Raw genomic sequence first — 18,470 nt, 5'->3', positions numbered from 1 at the left:
GGCGGGGAAGGCACCGGCGCGACGCGGAGGAAGCGACCGAGGCACGTCAGACCGAGGCACGTCAGGCCGAGGCACGTCAGACACAGGATGTACCGAGCGAGCCCGAGCGGTACGACCGGCAGAGCGACGGCCGGCTCGACCAGCGGGCCGACCGTCTCCGGGCGGGGAGCAGGAATGGTGGTCGGGTGGGGGTGACGTACAAATACTTCGGCGCGCCGGACGGCGCGACCGCGGCCCGCGTCCCCATCTCGATGCGCCCCGAGGAACTCGGCGGCGACGAGCTGGGCATGAACGGCATGTTCACCAAGATCAAGCCGGAGACGATGGCCGCGATGGTCCTCACCGGCATCGAGGGCGTGCCCCTGCACAAGGTCCCGCCCCTGGAACTGGTCGTCCTGCACCCCGACTACGCGGTCGTCAAACTCCCCATGACGGTGGTCGACCCCCTCCGCGGCATCGGCGAGGAAGCGGTGGGCGCGGCGGCGTTCATCTGGTCCACGGTCCCGGACCGCGGAGGTCCGCGGGACGCGTTCAACGTGTACCAGTTGCTGCACGAGTGGCAGGACTTCAGCCACCGGCTGCATGAGGCGGGGCATCAGCCGTATTGCTTGGTTTGGCCCTGAGCTGGGGTTTCTCGGGTAGTGGGCGGGGCTTTTCGGGCTTCGCCTCCGTCCTCGTCATGTGCCCGGAGGGGCCTTCAGGCTGCCAGGGCACATTGAGGGCACATGGGTTTTGCCGGGGGCGCTGGTGCAGCGCCTCAGCGCAAGTGGAACACCCAGTGCGCGAACTCGTAACTCCGCCACGACCGGAAGCACCCCCGCACCGACACAGCGGACTGCAGTAGCAGCTCAGTCACGCCAGGCTTCAAGGAACGCGGCCCCTGGTCGGACAACCAGTCGGTTCGCCAGCGCCCCAGGCCCGATCTTGCTCAGGGCCCAGAGGCTGCTGGTCCATCGGCTCCACTGCCAGAGCGGGTCATCCGCATCCACAGGGGTGTGGAAAGGCAGCACGGGGATGCCGTTGGCATCGAAGGGACCCACATCGAGGTAACGCAAGCCACCGGAGCCGCACAGATAGTGGGTGCTGCCGGTGGCAGCGGCGAGGTCGGCAAGGCGCTCGGACCGGTGTTGGCGGCTCGGGATCTCACTGCTGTCCAGCACTTCCCCCGACCAGCCAAGAGCCGTGAGCAGGGCAATCGTCGATGTTTTCGCGACGCCTGCCACGCATTCTGAGGTGTCGAGTGTGTCCAGGACCGCCTCCAGGACTTCACGCACGGCACCCCAGTGGCGGCTACGGCCGTAATACTGGCGCACGAGCAGTTCGACCGTCCGGCGTGAACGGCAGGGATCAACAAGCCGCGCCTGGCTGATCAGCGTCAGGCGTCCATGTGGCAGATGCGTCGGGAGCGTGAGCCACTGCTGCCGACCAGGATCGTCCAAGGCGGCCAATCGGGCTCGGTGCTGGAAATCGCGCCGGGCGAACTGCACGTCGGTCAGGACGATCCACCGGTCGGCAGCGAAGAGCTTCGCCAACGTGGACAGCCGTGGGAACAGGTTCGGCTGGTGGATCGCGCACACCCCGCCCGACGAGCTGACATGGGGTAGCTCAGGTGCTGATGAGGCGGCTGTCGAAGCCGGCACCCAGGAGGCGCTCGTACGCGTCATATACATCCCCCGGTACGTGCTGCTCGACGGCGAAGCCGAGCTTCGGGTACTCGATCACCCGTTGCAGGTCGCCGACAAGCATGTCGACGACGAGCTTCTCGTCGCCGATGGACTTGATGTAGTCGTCCAGTTCCAGCGGCTCTGAGGCACAGACAACCTCTGCCTCGGGCCACAGCTTGCGGCAGGTCGCGTACGAACGGCGCTCCATGTACGGCTTGGAGATCAGCAGCAGCGACTCGACAGCGATGCCGGCCTCGGCCAGCAGCTCACGGGAGAAGGTGATGTTCTGGCCGGTGTTGGCTGCCTTCGGCTCGACCAGGATTGCTTCGTCCGGAACGCCCAGGCTCAGGGCATGCTCGCGATAGTGGACGGCCTCGCCGCGTGGGAAGCGGGCGCGGGTGGTGGGGCTGTTGCCGCCGCTGAAGACCACGACCGGGAAGAGGCCGGCACGGTAGAGATCGGCGGCTGTGGTGGCCACGCCCAGGTCGTGGCTGCCGAGGCCGATCGCCGCCGAGCAGGGCCGCTCCTCGTGGCCCATCTGGTGGTAGTTCCAGATCAACGTCGCGTCGTGGAACTGCTCGTCGGTGATCTGGCGCTGCTCATGCTGCGGCACTGGCACTCCCTGGCTCATCCCTGCTGGCCTCTTCGGATGCCCTCGATGCTGCGCAGCTGGTGGCTCAGCCCGTACTGGCGAGCCACCTGTGCCGCCTGATCGAGGACGGACAGCCCATCATTCCGGGTCGCCGCATCCGACAGAAGGATGTGCCCGTACGCGGTGTCCAACCGCACCCGCTGCATCGGGGAGTCGACCGTGCCGGTGGTCCGCGCGATGTCGATGTAATGCAGGGCCTGCTTCAGGTCGCCGGCGCCCCGGTGGGCCAGGGCCAGCTTCTGGTGGGCGACCGACCAGTCCTCCGGCTCGCCCAGATCCTCGAAGGAGCGAGTGGCCTCGACCATGACGCCGGTCGCGTACTCGTTGTCGCCCTCCTTGCTCAGCGCCGTACCCACCCACAGCCGCGCCCTGGCACGGTCACGCGGGCTAAGGCGCTGATCTCCGGCGAGGAGTTCGTAGTGGCGAGCGGAGGATTCCAACTGGCCCGACATCTCCTGGATGACGGCCAGAGACAGCTCGATCTGAGCCACCCGGCGCGGGATGTCTAGCTCGGTGAACATACCGCGAGCGGTTGAGTAGGAGTGCCGGGCTGAGAGTGGGCCGAGGATCGCGCCCTGATCACGCTGGAGGTCGCCAAGGAGCACGAGGGAACGGCCGTACAAATAGAGGCCCTTGGCGTCAAGCTGATGCGGTGCACGGCTGCCCAACCAGCGGTTCAACAAGGTCGAGGCGAACGGGAAGTCCTGGCGGCTGATGCAGACAACAGCGCGCTCGATGTCCTCGGTCCAGGTCTCGTAGTCCGCCGGCCGCGCGCTCTTCCGCTCAGGGAACAGCACTGCCTCGAAACGGGCTTGGGCGGCCGAATCCGCCCGTGCGAGTGCGGTATCGAGGATGGCCTGGGTGTCCGGTCGGGGCTGCGTCTCCGCGCCGAGGCTCTCCCACTTCGCAACCGTGCGCAGCGCGACACCGAGGTGCTCGGCGAAAGCGCGCGTGCTCATACGCAACGCGGCGCGCAGGGCGCTCGCCTCCCGACCTGTCCACTGCTGCACGCTGACCACGGATGGCCTCCCTCCGTCACGTATGGAAGCACTGTCGGTGACGACGTGGGGTGGGAAGTGCAACGGAAGTACAACAGCAGGTCATTTCGAGGCCGTTCACGACGGCCGACGCTGTGGGCATGGACGACGACCTCATCACCGAACGCCGCCCCGTCGCCTTCCCTCAGGTCTTCGGCTACCTACGCCACGTCACCGGCGGGCTGCCCCGCCACGCGGCGCTTGTCGACTGCCTCACCGAGTACTGCGACCGGCACGAACTGGCCCTGTGCGGCGTCTTCACTGAACGCGACTCCACGGTGATCATCCGCTCCCCCGCCTTCGTCGGTCTGCTCGACGTGCTCGAACTCCCCGATTCCTACGGTGCCGTGGTTCCGGCTCTCAGCCACCTCGGCCCGAAGGACCTCGGCACCGAGCGCAAGCGGCAGATAACAGCAATTGGCGCTCGTCTGATCGTGGTCCGCCCCCTCACGCCGACCACGGGATCCCCCTCTTGGCTCGGCGCGAGCCACAGCTTCCGGCCGCAGGGAGATGCGTGATGTCCGTGCGTGACGCGTTGCGAAGCGCCCCCATGGTGAACGACGTGCCGGGGCTGCGGCTGCTGAAGGTCGGCGACGGCTGGGACGTCGTGCGCACCTCCGCCGAGATCGGCCTCCTGGCCCTGGCCTACCTGCGCTGCATCGGTACGTCCGTGGGCCCTGTGCTCTACGACAGGCCCAACGGGCGTCTCTACTACGCCGTCCCGACCGGCTCCGCAGCCAGTTGGGTCGATCTGCCGGTACGGCACCTCTCCACCAACTGCTGGCTCGTCGCCCCCGGCCTGGAGCTGCTCGACGACTGGTTCGGCGGATGGTGCGAGCTACCCGACGACGACACCCTCACCGATACGGACGCCCTCCGCGCTGCTCTCCAGCACCCCTACGTCGCGGTTCGATGACCAGCCGCACGATCATGTGCCACCAGGAGTGGACCCTCCAGCCCGACCGAGAACCCGACGCCGAGCCCACCACGTACGCCATGCAGTGCGCGGTCTGTGGCGAGACCTCGCCGCCCGGCACCGACTTCGCCGATCCGCAGAGCTGGGTGTTTACGCACGGTGGCCACAATCCCTCGCACCATACGTACCGGGAGATCATCACCCGCCCGTGGAGGGCCTGGTGGAAGCCGTGAACGGCCGTGTCGCCGCCCGGGCCGGCCGGGACGCCTGGGCCGCCCGCGACACCGGACCACTGCTGATCGTGCTCGTGTCCGCCGCGTGCGGCTTCGTGATCGGCGTGGTCGCCTCGAACGCACGGATCGCGCCCTGACCCGCGCTTGGCGAAGGGATCCACTGGCCGAGCGGGCGGCCAGCCTGATCACCACCCACCACCAGGTCCGACCAACCCCTCCTACCCAACCCGTGGAGGTCCCATGACCGAGACGAACACCAGCGCCGAGAGGCTGAGGACGAAAACAGCTCCTCGGCTCGTGGCCAGCCCGTTTCTCGCCCAGTACCTCCTTGTCCAGCCCGGCCTGGCGGCAGGCGTGCGCATCCCGGAGGTCCGCTACGAGGAGCTGCGGGCTTCGGGGGCGGAAGGACGACCCGTCCCGGACTGGCTGGCCGACGCGGCGAGGGAGGCGTGGGGGACCGAACTGCCCTCGTCGCCAGTCGGCGACATCGTCCTCGTCCGCGAGCGGTCCAGGTATGGGTACAGCAAGGCGTCGTGGGAGATCAACCTCGGCTGCGACTACGACTGCGAGTTCTGCTACCTCGGCGAGAAGCGGTTCGAGGGCCTTGACTGGGCAGGCAAGCAGACGCTGCTCCAGACACTGAGGGACGCCGGTGTCCTGTGGTTGCAGATCACAGGCGGTGAGGCGCTGATCGACCGCGAGTTCGACGCGGCGTACGAGTACGCCCACCAGCTCGGGATGATGGTTCAGGTCTCGTCCAACGGCTCCAGCTTGCGGAAGGAACCGATCCGGGACCTGTTCGCCCGCCACCGGCCGTACCGGCTGACCCTGAGCGTGTACGGCGCGACCGCCGAGACGTATGACAAGGTCACGCGGAACCGCGGTGCGTTCAGCCGGTTCCTGATGGGCCTGGACGCCGCCCGCGAGGACCGATTGCCGGTCCGGCTGAACGTGATCGTCTCGGACGACAACGCGCATGAGACAGACGCCATGGTGCGCCTCGCGAAGTCGTACGGCTTCCCGCACCAGGTCTTCACGAACATGTCGCCCACGATCGACGGCGAGGCTAACCCGCTGGCGACGCAGGCACTGGGCCACCTCAAGGCCCGGAGCATCTTCACTGGCTGCAACGCCGGCCACACGTTCTTCCACGTCAACCCGCATGGCATCGCGTCAATCTGCAAGGTCGGCCGTGACCCGAGCGTGAACCTCATCACCGAGGGCGTCGAAGCCCTCCCCCGACTCGGCGTGATCGCCGAGTCCCTACAGCTCCGCACCGGTGGATGCTCCGGCTGCACGAAGGTCGGCACGTGCCGCACATGCCGACCACTGGCCAAGCTCTACCAGGAGGCGGGGGACCGACGAGAGCTCTACTGTCAGCATGGAGGCTACGGGACATGACTCCGCCCACCGCAACCCTCACCACGCCGCGCGAACCGGTGCTGCTCACCATCGGCCGACACCCGGCGGACAACCAGGCCAGCGCCCTGCCGGTGCCGCTGACCGCCGCATCGATCAAGGACGACGAGTTCCAGATCATCGCCGACCTGGACGAGGCTGCCGAGGGCGCCGAGTGCAGTTGCTCGGCCGGCGACGACCAGCCGTACTAGATCGGCCACGGGCGGCACCCGTGCCGCCCGCTCGTTCCACCCCCTCAGTGCCGCCCCGGCCGTACCCTGGCCGGGGCGGCATTCCCCGTGCCCGAGCACCCTTGAGGAACCGCGCGTGTCCATGTCCCGTATCCCGTTCGAGCAGCTTCCCGCCGGCATCCGACGGGCCATCGCCGACAAAACCGGCGCCGTCCATCAGGCGGCCACCGCGCCGGCCGGCATGAACTCCGGCATCGCCTCCGTCCTGGAGACCGAAAGCGGCAGGGTCTTCGTGAAGGGCATCCCGACCGACCACCCCCAGGTCGGCGCGCAGCGCCGCGAGGCGGCGATCTCCCCGCATCTTCCGGCGTCCTGCCCACGCCTGTACTGGCACCTGGAGCTCGATGGCTGGAGCCTTCTTGGCTACGAGGTGGTCGACGGCCGCCATGCCGACTACGCGCCCGGCTCACCCGACCTGCCGCTCGTGGAAGCCGCCCTCACCGAACTACAAGCCGTCACGGCCCCGGCCGGCATCGAAATCAAGGACGCTGTCGACCGGTGGGCGGACTACGCCCCGCCGGGGACGTTGCAGTACTTCAGCGGCGACACCCTCCTGCACACCGACTTCGCCACGGATAACGTACTGATCGTCGGCAAACAGGCCCGGCTTGTCGACTGGGCGTGGCCGACGCGAGGTGCAGCATGGATCGACCCTGGAACCCTGACACTGCGACTCATGGGCGCCGGCCACCCGGTGGCGGAGGCGGTCGCCTTCGCGGGCCGCTTCCCGTCATGGCGGGACGCCGAACCGGAAGCCCTCGCGGCGTTCGGCGCGGCCACCGCGGCACTGTGGCGGGAAATCGCCGCGGAGGACGGGACGCCGTGGAAGCGGAGGATGGCGAAACAGGCGGCGACGCTCGGGCATATCCTCGGCGAGGGGCTGTAGGTCTCCTCGTTCCCGTTCGGCACCCAGATGGCTTATAGCAGGAGAAGTCACCAGTCCGGAACGCTGCTCTAGCGCTCGGCGTAATGCAGGAACTGCCAGCCCAGCATGCCTAAAGCAAGCGTCTGCACGATGGAGACAATCAGGAGCAGAGGGTCGACGGCGCGAGAGCTCCAGAATGCGACCAGGCAGGTCATCGGCAATGCCAAGTAGGTGAATTGATCGACAGCGGTTTGCAGGCGCTTGCGCGTGGTGCGGCTCGTGTCCTCACGGTGGTAGATCTCCCAGCCGAACACAGCGCCACGGGCCCCACTGAGCTCGGCCAACCGAGGCCCGAGTTGGTCGCGGATGTAGCGGCCGATCGCCGAGATCTTCTCGTCGTTGACCACGTAGGTCCAGCCCAGGACCAGGCAGATCACGGGAACGGCGAGCAACAGTTGGGCGCGTCTGTTCTGGACGGTGATCGCCAGGACCGCGGTTGAAGCGGCGAGCGTGAAGTAGAGCAGGTTGTCGCGGAATCCAATCCGAGCCTTCTGCTCCTCCTTGATACGGTCGTACTCAGCCAGCAGCAGTTTACTCTCGGTGACGTCCTCGGGGGCGGCCACACCATCCACCTTTCGAAAGACCGAGCAGGGATCGAATCTACATTCAATCGCCTTGCCCCTGACCAGAGTTGTCCGACCAAGAGTTACGCTGTTGATGAACGCCCCATGCGTATCAGTGCAGGACTGCACGGTCGCTCGGGCTCGGGCAGGAAAGCCAGTCTTCGTGAGGTGCTACGTGCGTCCATCCAGCGGAAAGATCGTTGTCTTCACCGCGCTGCCGCTGGAGTACCGAGCCGTGCGGACGCGGGTACCAAACCCACAGCGGGTCGACCACGAGGCGGGGACGATTTTCGAGTGTGGCCGGATCCCGGGAACCAGCTGGGAGGTCTACCTCGCTCAGGTCGGCCAAGGGAACCAGGGCGCAGCCATTCTCACTGAGCGTGCCATCCGCATGATCGGACCAGATGCCGTTTTCTTCACGGGCATCGCTGGCGGCATGAAGCACGACATTGCGCTGGGCGACGTCGTCGTCGCGACCCGGGTCTTCGCCTACCACGGGGGAAAGCAGGAAGGCACATTCAAGACCCGGCCCGAGACGTGGCCAGCATCGCACCGCCTTGAACAGGCAGCTCGCTTTGCCGTGTTGGACCCGCACTGGGCACAGGCCCTACTGCCAGCGGGCAGGGAGGCCCCCGAAGTCCACTTCAAACCGATCGCCGCCGGCGAGGTGGTGGTGAACGCCCGGGCGTCTGCATTGCAGGAGCTTCTAGACGAGCACTACAACGGCGTCGCCGCGATCGAGACGGAAGGAGCAGGCTTCGCAGGCGCCGCGTCCATGGCCGACCAGGTTCCGGCTCTGGTCATCCGTGGAATCAGTGACCGGGCTGACGGCAGCAAGCAGCACACAGATATCGGCGGCTTCCAGCTCATCGCCGCCGACAACGCCGCAGCCCTCACCATCGCCGTCATCAAGGCCCTGGCCTCCCCCGGAGCAGTCGACGCCGAGCCGTCGTCTCCACACCCCGACATCGTCGACACCCCTGTCATCGCCAGCGCACTCATCGGGCAGCAGCTCAAGGAACCGCTGCCGGTCTCCTGGCGCAAAAAGCTGCTACCGCTGGGCTACAGCGAGAGCGCCACGATGGAAGTACACCTGATCCCGGAGGACAGCCCTCGGCTGCCCATGCGCCAGATGAATCAGCTGAAGGACGACCTCGTGTCCCGGGGGCGGTCGGAGGCGTTCTTCACAGCCACCGAAGAGGTGTCCAGCATCCTCGAAGCCGACTTCGCCGCTGCGTATGTCCGCGATCCGAGGCACGGTCGCAGCGTCGGTCTGGTGATTACTCAGTCAGGCCAGCGAACCTGCTGGGAGTCACTGCCCCTATCCCCTAGCCTGCACATGCCCGTGCTGGACTCAGAGCACACCCAAGAACGCGTTGCTGACCTGCTCCGGTTCTTGCTGCGCCTCCACGACGCCCCGCGAACCCGATTCGCCCCAGCATTGGCTATCGATCCCGCCGAGATCCTGACCGTAATGAGCTTGGATGCCGCCAGAATGTCTACCAGTGCGGTCCTGGCACGCAGCGGACGCGGCGGCCCGGTGCAGATCATGCCCGATGAGGTCTGGGACGCCGCGACTATCGGCACCGCGGTGCCGACGATCGCCGAAGAACTCACTCTGAGGCTCATGCACCACTTCCGAAGCCCGCACGGTCTCCGACAATTTTGACTCGTGCCTCCTGAATGACGTACGGCAGTTATAGGCCAGGGTGCCAGCAGGACGTTCGAAGACCGTGGACAACAACGGACACTCCCCCTCGACGCCGCAGGCATCCGGCTCGCAGGCAGGTTCCGGGCATCCCACGCTGGACGTGGGGAAAGCCCGCGACAAGGCGAAGGCCGCTTCCAGCGCGATCTACAAGATGATCGGGATCCGCAAGGACAAGGTCACCGAGCGCGGTCCCGCCGTCTCGACCTGCGATGGAGAGGGCCCCCAGCACTTCTACATGACGCGGCATCCCTGGTCGGTCTACGACGTCTCCGAGGACGAGCTGAAGGCGGGCTTCCAGCGGCTACGGGCGGAGCTGCCGAAGAGGGGCTGGAAGATCGTCGACTACGGCCCCGACAACAGCGAGGCCAAGTCCCTCTCTCTCACAGCCGATTCGGAGACGGACCGCTTCTCGGTGAACGCCGTACTCATGGTGTCCACCCCGACCAATCCGCACGAGAAGGACCCGCTTCTCGCGATCACCATCGTCTCCGGTTGCTGGCGTGCCCCCAAGGGAACGGATCTCAACACCCAGTACTGACCGCAGATGCACCGCCGGCACTCGCCGCTGTCCAGCACAACACAGCGGTGACGCCGACCGGATCCTCCTGCGTGGGACGTTTCGCTCGGGCGGGTTCGGAGACCCGGTGAGCGGAGGTCGCGTCGCGTGCGGGTTCGGAAGTGAGCTGGCATTCAATTCGTCCACCCGCACTGCCGTCCGGCTTCGATCGCGGGCGGCAGCGCTGCGTTCAGGGGGCTGCGCGGCGGCCAGTGCCGGTCCAGAGCCGGTGCGCGTCCTGGGGGCATCAGCCGCGACAGGGCAGAGGCCGGGTGGCGCCCCTGCCCTTGCCCCGCCGGTCCTCGGCTGTGAGGTGCGCGTCCGCCGGCGCGGCCGCTTCCGGTTGCGGCCGACGTACGGTGGAAGTACCGAGGGCATCACGCACTCCGGCCACCACGCCGGGTCGTCCTCGGCGAGAGACGAGTGGATCCGGGCCGCCCCCCCCCCCCCCCCGTGGTCGGCGCGGAGACGGGTCGGCACCATGTCCGCCGCGGTCGAAGCGACTCAGCGAGCCGATCACGGCAGGAGCCGCGCCGAGCCGGGCACGGCAGAGCAGCTGACGGGGCGCCCGCGCAGGTCGGCCCTCTCCCGGCTGGACATCCATCGGCGGAACCGAGGAGAGCGAACGCTCGTCACGCTCGCCGGCGACATCGGGCCGGCCACCACCCCGCTGCTGCGGGCCGCGGTGGAGCAGTGTCTGCTGGACGGCGTCACCGAGATCGACATCGACCTGACCACGGTCGGCTCCTGCGACGCCAGGGGCTTGGCCGTCCTCCTGTCGGCAGCGCGGCGCGCCGGCCGGGTCCACGCTCGCCTGCGGCTGCATCATCCGTGCGCTCAGATCGCCCGGCTCCTCGATGCCACCGGATCGGCTTCGCTGCTCCTCACGGCCCCCGTGTGTCCCGTGCCGCCCACCGCATCCAGCGACCTCACGAGTACCGCGACGCGGGCGCCCGAGGACCCCGCTCGTCGGCCGGACCAGCCGGTCCTCAGGGACGGTATCCGCCTGCGCCGGCTGACCCGCCGGCAGGCAGAAGACATGCGCGAGGACATCGCCGACCTGGCTGCGGAGTCCGTCGCGGGCACCGTCGGAGAGGCGTACCACGACCGCGGAGACCTCCTGCACCGCCTGGCGGTCACCGCCCACCGCCCCGGCTTCGCCCTGTTGGTCGCCGAGACGACGGTGCTGGTCGGGTGCGCCTTCGGTTTTCCGGTGGGCTCCTACGGCTCCGACGGCTCCGACGGCCGGCAGGGCGACGGGACGTTCCAGGAGATCATCCTGCGGCTCACCTCCTGCGCGCGGTTCGTCGTCCTGACCCAGATCGTGGCCCGTCCGCACGTTCAGCACCGTGACATCGCCCACCGCCTGCAACAGCGTCTCCTCGCAGACCTGCACTCCTCCCTCGGGGTCACCCTGCTTCATCCTGCCGACCGGGGAGCACGAGCCGCCTTCGCGTCCTGGGGCTGACAGAACATGGGTGAGGTCGTCGGGCTGCCCGGCCCCGTCGCCCCCTGCGTGCTGACCTTGTCCGCCGGAGGGCAGCCCTTGGCACGCCGATGATGCCGGTGATGTGGCAGCGCGACGGCCGGCCGCCACGCCGCCCGTCACAGCCGGGAGTAATCTGGGCATACCGAGAACTTCCGGGCGCACGATGACGACGGCGCCGTTCCCGGCGAGTGATAGACGCGGGCAGCCGGGAACCGCACGGCCCGGAACGGGATCGCACGATGAACGCCACCACGAAGCCCGCCGAAGGTACGGCCCCGGGTGACGGACACTCCTACCGGATGCCCCTGCCCCGGTTGCGCCTCACGCCGGACGCCAGTCACGGCCCCCTGGACGGCGCGTGGTGGCCACGCTGCGACGCACTGGAACTGGAGCTGCCCGTACTGGTCGGCTCCTTGGATCCGGGCATCGGCACCGTCATCCGCGTGACCGTGGGGACGGCCGTCTGGCCCGATGCCCCGCAGCAGGTGATGGCGCCCGGCCACGTGATCGAGGTGGTGCTGACCGGTTCCGCCGCCGAGGCGCATGCCATCACCGTGGACTGCGGCACCGTGGGGAGCTGGGAACTGCTGGTGATCCCCGCGGACGAGCCGGCCCGAGTGGCCACCCGGCTGCTGACCGCCGCCGCCGATCCCGCGAACCTCCTGTCGGCTCCGCGCCTGCCGGCACTCGCCGGGAGCGGGCCCGACGGACAGGACGCAGGGGAGTCGGAAGGCGGAGCCGGACCCAGGTGAGCAGCCCGGCTCCGCCCGACCGGCGGGCTGGGCATCCACGACCGCATGATGGAGCCATGGCACCGACGGATCCGTTGTCATCCCGGTCCGCGCCTGCCCGACGCCTGACCGCGGAAGGTGAGCGGATGACGGCAGGACGGCGCCCGGACCGGTCCGAGAGCTTCGGGGAGGCGCTCCTCGGAAAGATCCTCGACAGCGCGCACGAACTCCCGCCCCATCTCATCGGGCCCGTGGTCGCCGACGTGGTGGACCGGCTCGGTGGCCGCCGTCCGCAGGTGCTGTTGCAGGACTACGGCCAGTTGGTGCTCGTACCGCTGCCCGGTGAGGGCCTCACCGGCGGGGAACCCCAGGTGATCGACGACTCCGAGGCGGGCCGCTGCTTTCTCGACGCCGTCCCTGTCGAGGTGCCCCAGGAGGACGGCGTCCGGGTCCATCTGCCTCTGCTGGACGGCGGTGACCAGGTGGGAGTCATGGCGGTGACGCTGGACAGCGTCGATGACGACGACCGCCGCCTGCTGCTCAGGATCTCCGGCCTGGTGGCCGACCTGCTGGTGACCAAGCACGGCTACTCCGACCTGTTCTTCGACGTCCGACGCGATGAGGCCATGAGCGTCGCCGCGGAGATCCAGTGGTCCCTGCTGCCACCGCTGGCCATGATCATGCCCCGGGTCGCCGTGGCCGGAATCCTGGAACCCGCCTACGACGTGGGCGGCGACAGCTTCGACTACGCGCTGAACGGCGATGTCCTCCACGTGGTCATGATCGACGCGATGGGCCACGGACTGGACGCGGCCACGATGGCCACCGTGGCCATCGGCGCCTACCGCCATGCCCGCCGCGCCGGCATCGGACTGTCGGAGATCTACGAGTTCATGGACCGCGCCGTGGCCGAGCAGTTCGGTCCCGAGCACTTCGCCACCGCGCAGATGCTGCAGCTGGACACGACGACGGGGCGGGTGCAGTGGGTCAACGCCGGGCACCCACCGCCGATCCTCGTCCGCGACCACCGCGTCGCACAGCGTCTGGACGCCCCGACGACCCTTCCCGTCGGCATGGGCGGTTCGGAGCCTCGGGTGAGCGAACTGGGGCTGGTGCCCGGGGACCGGGTCCTCTGCTTCACCGACGGAGTGGTCGAGGAACACAGGAGCGGCGGGGAGGAGTTCGGCGAGGACCAGCTGATCGACTGTGTGAACCAGCTGGAGAGGACCGGCCGCGGCATCCGGGCGGTGACGCGCACCCTGTCCCACACACTCGAACGGGCGCGGGGCGGACAGACCAGCGACGACGCGACACTGCTCATGGTGGAGTGGCGCGGCTGACCTCTCGTTCCCGGTGAAAGGACGGCATCCGGGCCGTCGCACAGGTGGCCCGCAGACGGGTCCGCACCATGCCGGCGACCTTGTACCCCACCCTGCCACACCGTCAAGGTCGGCTGTCACGTCCGAGATCGACCCGCACAAGCTGCTGCTCTCCCGGGCGATCGCGCCGCCCAGGGTTCAGGCCCCGGCGCCGAGGGTGGTGAGCGGGACTGCGCCCTTGAGCCGCGTCAGGCCGAAGCCCCTGAAGTCGCTCCGGGGTTCAGCCGGGCCCGGGACCGGGAGCCGTCGGTGTTACTCGCCGGGGGACTGAGCGTTCACTCTGGGGTGCGTGTCGCCGCGGTCCGCGCCCAGGGCCGCGAGCAGGCGCAGGCCGTCCTCGGAGGGGCTGCCGGGGGCCGCGGACAGCACCAGCAGCTCCATGCCGGACGCGTCCGGCAGTGCGAAGTTCTCCTGGTGCAGCTCCAGCAGTCCGACCAGCGGGTGCCGGTACGCCTTGCGCCCATGGGTGCGGGCGCGCACGTCCGCGCGGGCCCAGAGGCGTCGGAAGCGCTCGCTGCCCATCGCCAGCTCGCCGATGAGCGAGGCCAGGTGGCGGTCCTCGGGGTACTTGCCGGCGGCCAGGCGCAGATGCCCGACCACGTCGAGGGTGCAGTTCTCCCAGTCCGCGTAAAGGCCCCGCTCGGTCTCCTCGAGGAAGATGTGCCGGGCAGTGTTCAGGCCCGGCACAGGCCGGCCGTAGAGGAGCCCGGCGAGGCGGTTCCCGGCGAGCACGTTCAGGCGGGGGTCCATGATCAGCGCGGGTGCGTCGGCGACCAGGTCGAGGACGCGCAGCAGTTCGGGCCGCACTCGCCCGCCCGGTACCTTCGCGCGACGCCGGCGCTGCCGCGCGAGCCGGGAGAGGTGTCCGCGTTCGGTCTCGTCGAGGCCGAGGACGCGGGCGAGCGCGTCGAGGACCTGCTCGGAGGGCTGGGTCGCGCGGCCCTGCTCCAGGCGTACGTAGTAGTCGACGCTGACTCCGGACAGGTGCGCGACCTCTTCGCGGCGCAACCCTGCGACCCGGCGGCGACTGTCGGTGGGGATGCCGACGGCTGCCGGGTCGACCCGGGAGCGCCGGGTCCGCAGGAAGCTCGCAAGATCGTCCATGCCTCCCAGTATGGCCTCGCCGTGGCCCGTGGAGGTGGTACTGCCGTTACCAGGAAGTCCAGTCGGAGGGAAGGGCCGTCCCTGAACGCCGGGCGCCGCGGCGCCCAGAATCGACGGCATCCGATCCGAAGGAGTTCCGATGAAGACGCTGATCGTTTACGCCCACCCGGAGCCGGAGTCGCTCAACGGCTCGCTGAAGAACCTCGCGGTGGACACACTGGAGAACGCCGGGCACGAGGTGCAGGTGAGTGATCTGTACGCGATGAACTGGAAGGCGGTCGTGGACGCCGCGGACTACGGCCCCCATGCCTCGAGTCCGCTGAAAGTCGCGCGGGACTCGGGCCGGGCCTTCGACGCCGGGGCGCTCACCCCGGACGTCCGCACCGAGCAGGAGAAGCTGCTGTGGGCCGACACGATCATCTTCCAGTTCCCGCTGTGGTGGTACACGATGCCCGCGATCCTCAAGGGCTGGGTGGACCGGGTGTTCACCTTCCACTTCGCGTACGGCGTCGGCGAGCACAGCGACAGCAAGTACGGCGAGCGCTTCGGCGAAGGGGTCCTCGCGGGCCGCAGGGCCCTGCTGTCGGTGACCACCGGCGGCCCGGAGCCGCATTACGCCGCCCGCGGGATCAACGGCCCCATCGACGACCTGCTGTTCCCGATTCAGCACGGCATCCTCTACTACCCGGGCATCGACGTGCTGCCGCCGTTCGTGCTGTACGGCACCGACCGGATGACCGACGAGGACTACCCGGATGTCGCCAAGGCGTGGAAGCAGCGCCTGCTCACCCTGGAGTCGACCGAGCCGATCCCTTTCCGGCGGCAGAACTTCGGTGACTATGAGATTCCCTCGCTGCACCTGAGGGAGGGACTGGAGCCCGCGGGCCGCACGGGTTTCGGGCTGCACGTGCGGGGCTGACCGCGGGAGACGGACAGGACGAGCCGGGCGCGTACCGAGGTGCGTGACAGGGGCCGGCCCGGTGCGCCGGCAGGACCCGAAGGAGAGGAGTGGGCCCAGGCGACCGATCACCCGCGACCGGCCAGGCCGTGACGCCGACCGGGCCGCGACACCGACCGGCCCGCGACACCGACCGGCCCGCGACACCGACCGGCCCGTGACACCGACCGGCCCGTGACGTCGCCGCGGGCCCCGGCCGGGCCGTGACGTCGCCGCGGGCCCCGGCCGGGCCGTGACGTCGCCGCAGGTCCCGGAAACCCCGTCGCCCCGGCCCGCCCCGCCCGGTACGGTCTCCCCCGTGTTCCCGCCGCGCCGAGCCCCACCGCTCCGCGCGGCCCCCGCAGTCACCCCGCTGAGAGAAGGTTCCGTCCATGGCGTGTCGTATCGGTGAACTCGTGCTCGGTTGCCGCGAACCCGAGGTGCTGGCGCGGTTCTGGTGCGAGGTGCTGGACTTCGTGGTGCTCGGCCGCGAGGACGACGGCAGCATCGAGATCGGCCCCCGCGAAGGGTTCGGCGGCGCGCAGCCGACGCTCTTCCTCAGCCGCCGGGACGAGCCGGAGCCCGGGAAGTCCCGGCTGCACATCGACGTGAACCCCACCGACCGCGACCAGGACGCCGAACTCCGACGCCTGTTGGAGCTCGGCGCGCGCCCCGCCGACATCGGGCAGACCGGCGACGAGCAGTGGCACGTCCTCGCCGACCCCGAGGGCAACGAGTTCTGCCTCCTCAAGGCCCGCCTCAACCCGCTCTGACGGTCCCGCCCCGGCGCGGCGCCACTTCTTTACGTTTCCCTGACGCCGGGGCCGGATCCGCGGGCCCCGCTTCCCGTGTCCTCCTCGTTGTCCGGTCGTGCGGATCGTGTCGGAGAAGGGGAGTGCCATGGAAGGCACCGTCGTCGCAGTGGTGGCCGTCGCCGCCCTCCTGCTGCTCGTGCTGAAGAGCGGGATGCGGGTCGTCAACCAGGTGGAGCGCGGGGTGGTGTTCCGGTGGGGCAAGGCGCTGCCCAGCTACCGGCAGCCGGGCGTCACCTTCCTCATCCCGTTCGCCGACCGCATGCGCAAGGTGAACGTGCAGGTGGCGACGATGCCGGTGCCCACCCAGGAGGGCATCACCCGGGACAACGTGTCGGTGAAGGTGGACGCCGTCGTCTACTTCCGGGTCACCGACCCGGTGCGCGCGGCCATCGAGGTGCAGGACTACGTCTTCGCCGTCGGGCAGGTCGCCCAGTCCTCCCTGCGGTCCATCATCGGCAAGAGCGACCTGGACGACCTGCTGAGCGACCGGGAGCGGCTGCACGAGGGGCTCGCGCTGATGATCGACAGCCCGGCCGCCGGGTGGGGCGTCCACATCGACCGGGTGGAGATCAAGGACGTACAGCTCCCGGAGTCGCTGAAGCGGTCCATGTCGCGGCAGGCCGAGGCCGAGCGGGAGCGGCGGGCCCGGGTCATCACCGCGGACGGTGAGTTCCAGGCAGCGCAGCAGCTCGCCAACGCCTCCCGGATCATGTCGGACACCCCGGAGGCCATGCAGCTGCGCCTGCTGCAGACCGTCGTCGAGGTGGCCGCCGAGAAGAACTCCACGCTGGTCATGCCGTTCCCGGTGGAGCTGCTGCGCTACTTCGACCGGGCCGTGAAGAAGATCGACGCCGAGGTCACGACGGAGACCGCTGCGGCGCCGGCTCGGCCGACGGCAGAGCCGGGCCCCGTCGAGCAGCCGTGACCAGCGCCAGGGTCACGGCGGCCGAGCCCGCCGCCATCACGGCCATCGCCGCGGCGGGCGAGGTGAACTGGGCCAGCGTGCCCGCCGCCGTCGCGCTGACGCCCTGGAGGGTCAGCATGCCCGCCGAGTGCAGGCCGAGGGCCTGACCGGCCATGGCGGCGGGGGTCAGGCGCATCAGCCGCTCCTGCTGCACCAGGCCCGCCCCGAAGCCGACGGAGGCCACGGTCACACAGACCGCGGCCACCGGCACCGGCGGGTGCGCGGCGAACAGCAGGTACGGCGTGGCCAGCAGGAGCAGCAGCGGGGTGGCCAGCCGGGTGCGGACGGCGGCGGGCAGCAGCCGGCCGACCGTCACGTCCCCGGCGAACATGCCGAGCGCCGCGCAGGCGAACAGGGTGCCGGCCGCGTGCGGGGCGTACGACACGTACAGCGACTCGCAGCCGACGACCATGCCGTTGGGCAGCCACAGGCCCAGGTAGGTCAGGCGGCGCGGCCGGGACGACCACAGTGCGGCGTTGGTGCGCCAGGTCGCCGACGGCGAGGGCCTGCCGGTGGCGCGGGGCGGCCGGGCGGTCAGGCCGCACCGCAGGACGAGCGCGGCCGCCAGGTACAGGAACGCCGCCGCCAGCAGACAGGCGCGCGGCGAGAGCGCGGCGAGCAGGGCGCCGCCGGTGGCGAACCCGGTGATCTGCATCAGCCCGCTCATCATGTTGAACAGCGAACGCCCCGGCAGGTAGCCGTCCTCGGCGAGGATCTCGTTGAGCAGCCCCCAGCGGACCCCGCCGCCGAGCGAGGCGACCAGGCCCAGCAGGAGGACGACGGTGAGGAGGGCGCCGGCGGGCAGGCCGGGCAGTGCCTGCACCGCCGTCCCGGCCGCGAAGACCAGCGCGATCGCCGACAGGGCCGTACGCGGGGGCAGCCGGTCGGCGCCGGACAGCAGGAAGGTGGCGCCCAGCACCTGGGCGAGCGACGAGCCGAACATGCTCAGCGCCGACAGCAGCGGGGAGCCGGTCGCCCGGAACACGAGGACGCCGAGGGCGAGTCCGCCGACGGTCTGGGCCGCGGTCTGCGCGGCCGCGCCGAGGAGGAGCGGGGTGAACTCCGGGGTGCGGAGCAGGGATCGGTAACCGGGCATGTCCCGGAGTCTCGGCGGGGCCGCGGACGGCTCGTTATTGTTTCGCCCT

Annotated in this window: 22 protein-coding genes; 16 read left to right on the top strand and 6 right to left on the bottom strand. The window is 69.5% G+C overall.

What is annotated here, in order from left to right:
* Positions 1-185 precede the first annotated feature (185 nt).
* The gene (locus tag ACZ3ZD_RS01520) at positions 186-623 is read left to right on the top strand and encodes a hypothetical protein (RefSeq protein WP_003974483.1); all 438 of its coding nucleotides are present in this window, start codon (positions 186-188) and stop codon (positions 621-623) included.
* A gap of 225 nt (positions 624-848) precedes the next feature.
* Here ACZ3ZD_RS01520 and ACZ3ZD_RS01515 read toward each other — a convergent pair whose 3' ends face one another.
* The 3 genes from ACZ3ZD_RS01515 to ACZ3ZD_RS01505 are packed head-to-tail and all read right to left on the bottom strand — an operon-like array spanning position 849 to position 3,335.
* A complete protein-coding gene (locus ACZ3ZD_RS01515; RefSeq protein ID WP_467392334.1) occupies positions 849-1,577 on the bottom strand; it encodes a WbqC family protein in 729 nt (242 codons plus the stop codon).
* A gap of 28 nt (positions 1,578-1,605) precedes the next feature.
* Positions 1,606-2,295, bottom strand: a complete 690-nt coding sequence (locus ACZ3ZD_RS01510) for a YdcF family protein (RefSeq protein ID WP_467392332.1) — start codon at positions 2,293-2,295, stop codon at positions 1,606-1,608.
* On the bottom strand, positions 2,292-3,335 hold the full coding sequence (locus ACZ3ZD_RS01505) for a helix-turn-helix domain-containing protein (protein WP_467392330.1): 1,044 nt from the start codon (positions 3,333-3,335) through the stop codon (positions 2,292-2,294). The genes ACZ3ZD_RS01510 and ACZ3ZD_RS01505 overlap by 4 nt, the downstream gene beginning before the upstream one ends.
* A 119-nt stretch (positions 3,336-3,454) precedes the next feature.
* Between ACZ3ZD_RS01505 and ACZ3ZD_RS01500 the strand changes: the two genes are divergently transcribed.
* From ACZ3ZD_RS01500 to ACZ3ZD_RS01470, 7 genes are all read left to right on the top strand, one after another.
* Complete coding sequence (locus tag ACZ3ZD_RS01500) at positions 3,455-3,871, top strand: hypothetical protein (RefSeq protein ID WP_467392328.1); 417 nt, start codon at positions 3,455-3,457, stop codon at positions 3,869-3,871.
* Positions 3,871-4,269 carry a hypothetical protein gene (locus tag ACZ3ZD_RS01495; protein ID WP_467392326.1) on the top strand — a complete coding sequence of 133 codons (399 nt, stop codon included), beginning with the start codon at positions 3,871-3,873 and terminating at the stop codon, positions 4,267-4,269. Before ACZ3ZD_RS01500 ends, ACZ3ZD_RS01495 begins: the two co-directional genes overlap by 1 nt.
* Positions 4,266-4,502: a DUF7848 domain-containing protein gene (locus tag ACZ3ZD_RS01490; RefSeq protein ID WP_467392324.1), complete on the top strand. Its 237-nt coding sequence runs from the start codon at positions 4,266-4,268 to the stop codon at positions 4,500-4,502. Before ACZ3ZD_RS01495 ends, ACZ3ZD_RS01490 begins: the two co-directional genes overlap by 4 nt.
* Complete coding sequence (locus tag ACZ3ZD_RS01485; RefSeq protein ID WP_467392322.1) at positions 4,490-4,639, top strand: hypothetical protein; 150 nt, start codon at positions 4,490-4,492, stop codon at positions 4,637-4,639. Before ACZ3ZD_RS01490 ends, ACZ3ZD_RS01485 begins: the two co-directional genes overlap by 13 nt.
* A gap of 103 nt (positions 4,640-4,742) precedes the next feature.
* A complete protein-coding gene (locus ACZ3ZD_RS01480) occupies positions 4,743-5,903 on the top strand; it encodes a radical SAM protein (RefSeq protein ID WP_467392320.1) in 1,161 nt (386 codons plus the stop codon).
* Entirely contained in the window at positions 5,900-6,112 is a 213-nt protein-coding gene (locus ACZ3ZD_RS01475) for a hypothetical protein (protein ID WP_467392318.1), read from the top strand. Before ACZ3ZD_RS01480 ends, ACZ3ZD_RS01475 begins: the two co-directional genes overlap by 4 nt.
* Positions 6,113-6,233: 121 nt before the next feature.
* Entirely contained in the window at positions 6,234-7,037 is an 804-nt protein-coding gene (locus ACZ3ZD_RS01470) for a phosphotransferase family protein (protein WP_467393259.1), read from the top strand.
* A gap of 68 nt (positions 7,038-7,105) precedes the next feature.
* Here the strand turns inward: ACZ3ZD_RS01470 and ACZ3ZD_RS01465 are convergent, their stop codons facing one another.
* On the bottom strand, positions 7,106-7,639 hold the full coding sequence (locus ACZ3ZD_RS01465; protein ID WP_467392316.1) for a hypothetical protein: 534 nt from the start codon (positions 7,637-7,639) through the stop codon (positions 7,106-7,108).
* 175 nt (positions 7,640-7,814) lie between these two features.
* Here ACZ3ZD_RS01465 and ACZ3ZD_RS01460 point away from each other — a divergent pair, with 175 nt between their 5' ends.
* From ACZ3ZD_RS01460 to ACZ3ZD_RS01440, 5 genes are all read left to right on the top strand, one after another.
* Positions 7,815-9,308 (top strand): 5'-methylthioadenosine/S-adenosylhomocysteine nucleosidase family protein, encoded by a 1,494-nt coding sequence (locus tag ACZ3ZD_RS01460; RefSeq protein WP_467392314.1) that lies wholly within the window; start codon positions 7,815-7,817, stop codon positions 9,306-9,308.
* A 64-nt stretch (positions 9,309-9,372) separates the two neighbouring features.
* Entirely contained in the window at positions 9,373-9,888 is a 516-nt protein-coding gene (locus ACZ3ZD_RS01455; protein WP_467392312.1) for a hypothetical protein, read from the top strand.
* 499 nt (positions 9,889-10,387) lie between these two features.
* Positions 10,388-11,374, top strand: a complete 987-nt coding sequence (locus ACZ3ZD_RS01450) for an STAS domain-containing protein (protein ID WP_467392310.1) — start codon at positions 10,388-10,390, stop codon at positions 11,372-11,374.
* A gap of 260 nt (positions 11,375-11,634) precedes the next feature.
* Positions 11,635-12,147, top strand: coding sequence for a DUF5994 family protein (locus ACZ3ZD_RS01445; RefSeq protein WP_467392308.1), 513 nt, complete (start codon positions 11,635-11,637; stop codon positions 12,145-12,147).
* 125 nt (positions 12,148-12,272) lie between these two features.
* Positions 12,273-13,466 carry a PP2C family protein-serine/threonine phosphatase gene (locus ACZ3ZD_RS01440; protein ID WP_467392306.1) on the top strand — a complete coding sequence of 398 codons (1,194 nt, stop codon included), beginning with the start codon at positions 12,273-12,275 and terminating at the stop codon, positions 13,464-13,466.
* 291 nt (positions 13,467-13,757) lie between these two features.
* Here ACZ3ZD_RS01440 and ACZ3ZD_RS01435 read toward each other — a convergent pair whose 3' ends face one another.
* Positions 13,758-14,609, bottom strand: a complete 852-nt coding sequence (locus ACZ3ZD_RS01435) for a helix-turn-helix transcriptional regulator (RefSeq protein WP_467392304.1) — start codon at positions 14,607-14,609, stop codon at positions 13,758-13,760.
* A 139-nt stretch (positions 14,610-14,748) separates the two neighbouring features.
* On the opposite strand from ACZ3ZD_RS01435, the gene ACZ3ZD_RS01430 reads away from it, so the two are divergent.
* From ACZ3ZD_RS01430 to ACZ3ZD_RS01420, 3 genes are all read left to right on the top strand, one after another.
* A complete protein-coding gene (locus tag ACZ3ZD_RS01430; protein WP_467392302.1) occupies positions 14,749-15,528 on the top strand; it encodes an NAD(P)H-dependent oxidoreductase in 780 nt (259 codons plus the stop codon).
* 410 nt (positions 15,529-15,938) lie between these two features.
* Positions 15,939-16,319, top strand: coding sequence for a VOC family protein (locus ACZ3ZD_RS01425; RefSeq protein WP_467392300.1), 381 nt, complete (start codon positions 15,939-15,941; stop codon positions 16,317-16,319).
* A 127-nt stretch (positions 16,320-16,446) separates the two neighbouring features.
* Positions 16,447-17,286: a slipin family protein gene (locus ACZ3ZD_RS01420; RefSeq protein ID WP_467392299.1), complete on the top strand. Its 840-nt coding sequence runs from the start codon at positions 16,447-16,449 to the stop codon at positions 17,284-17,286.
* On the opposite strand, the gene ACZ3ZD_RS01415 is transcribed toward ACZ3ZD_RS01420, so the two are convergent.
* On the bottom strand, positions 17,219-18,421 hold the full coding sequence (locus tag ACZ3ZD_RS01415; RefSeq protein WP_467392297.1) for an MFS transporter: 1,203 nt from the start codon (positions 18,419-18,421) through the stop codon (positions 17,219-17,221). The two genes, ACZ3ZD_RS01420 and ACZ3ZD_RS01415, sit on opposite strands and share 68 nt — an antisense overlap.
* Positions 18,422-18,470: the final 49 nt, after the last annotated feature.

The sequence above is a fragment of the Streptomyces sp. NPDC023481 genome, from assembly GCF_055560195.1.
This window is presented reverse-complemented; position numbering and strand designations above follow the sequence as displayed.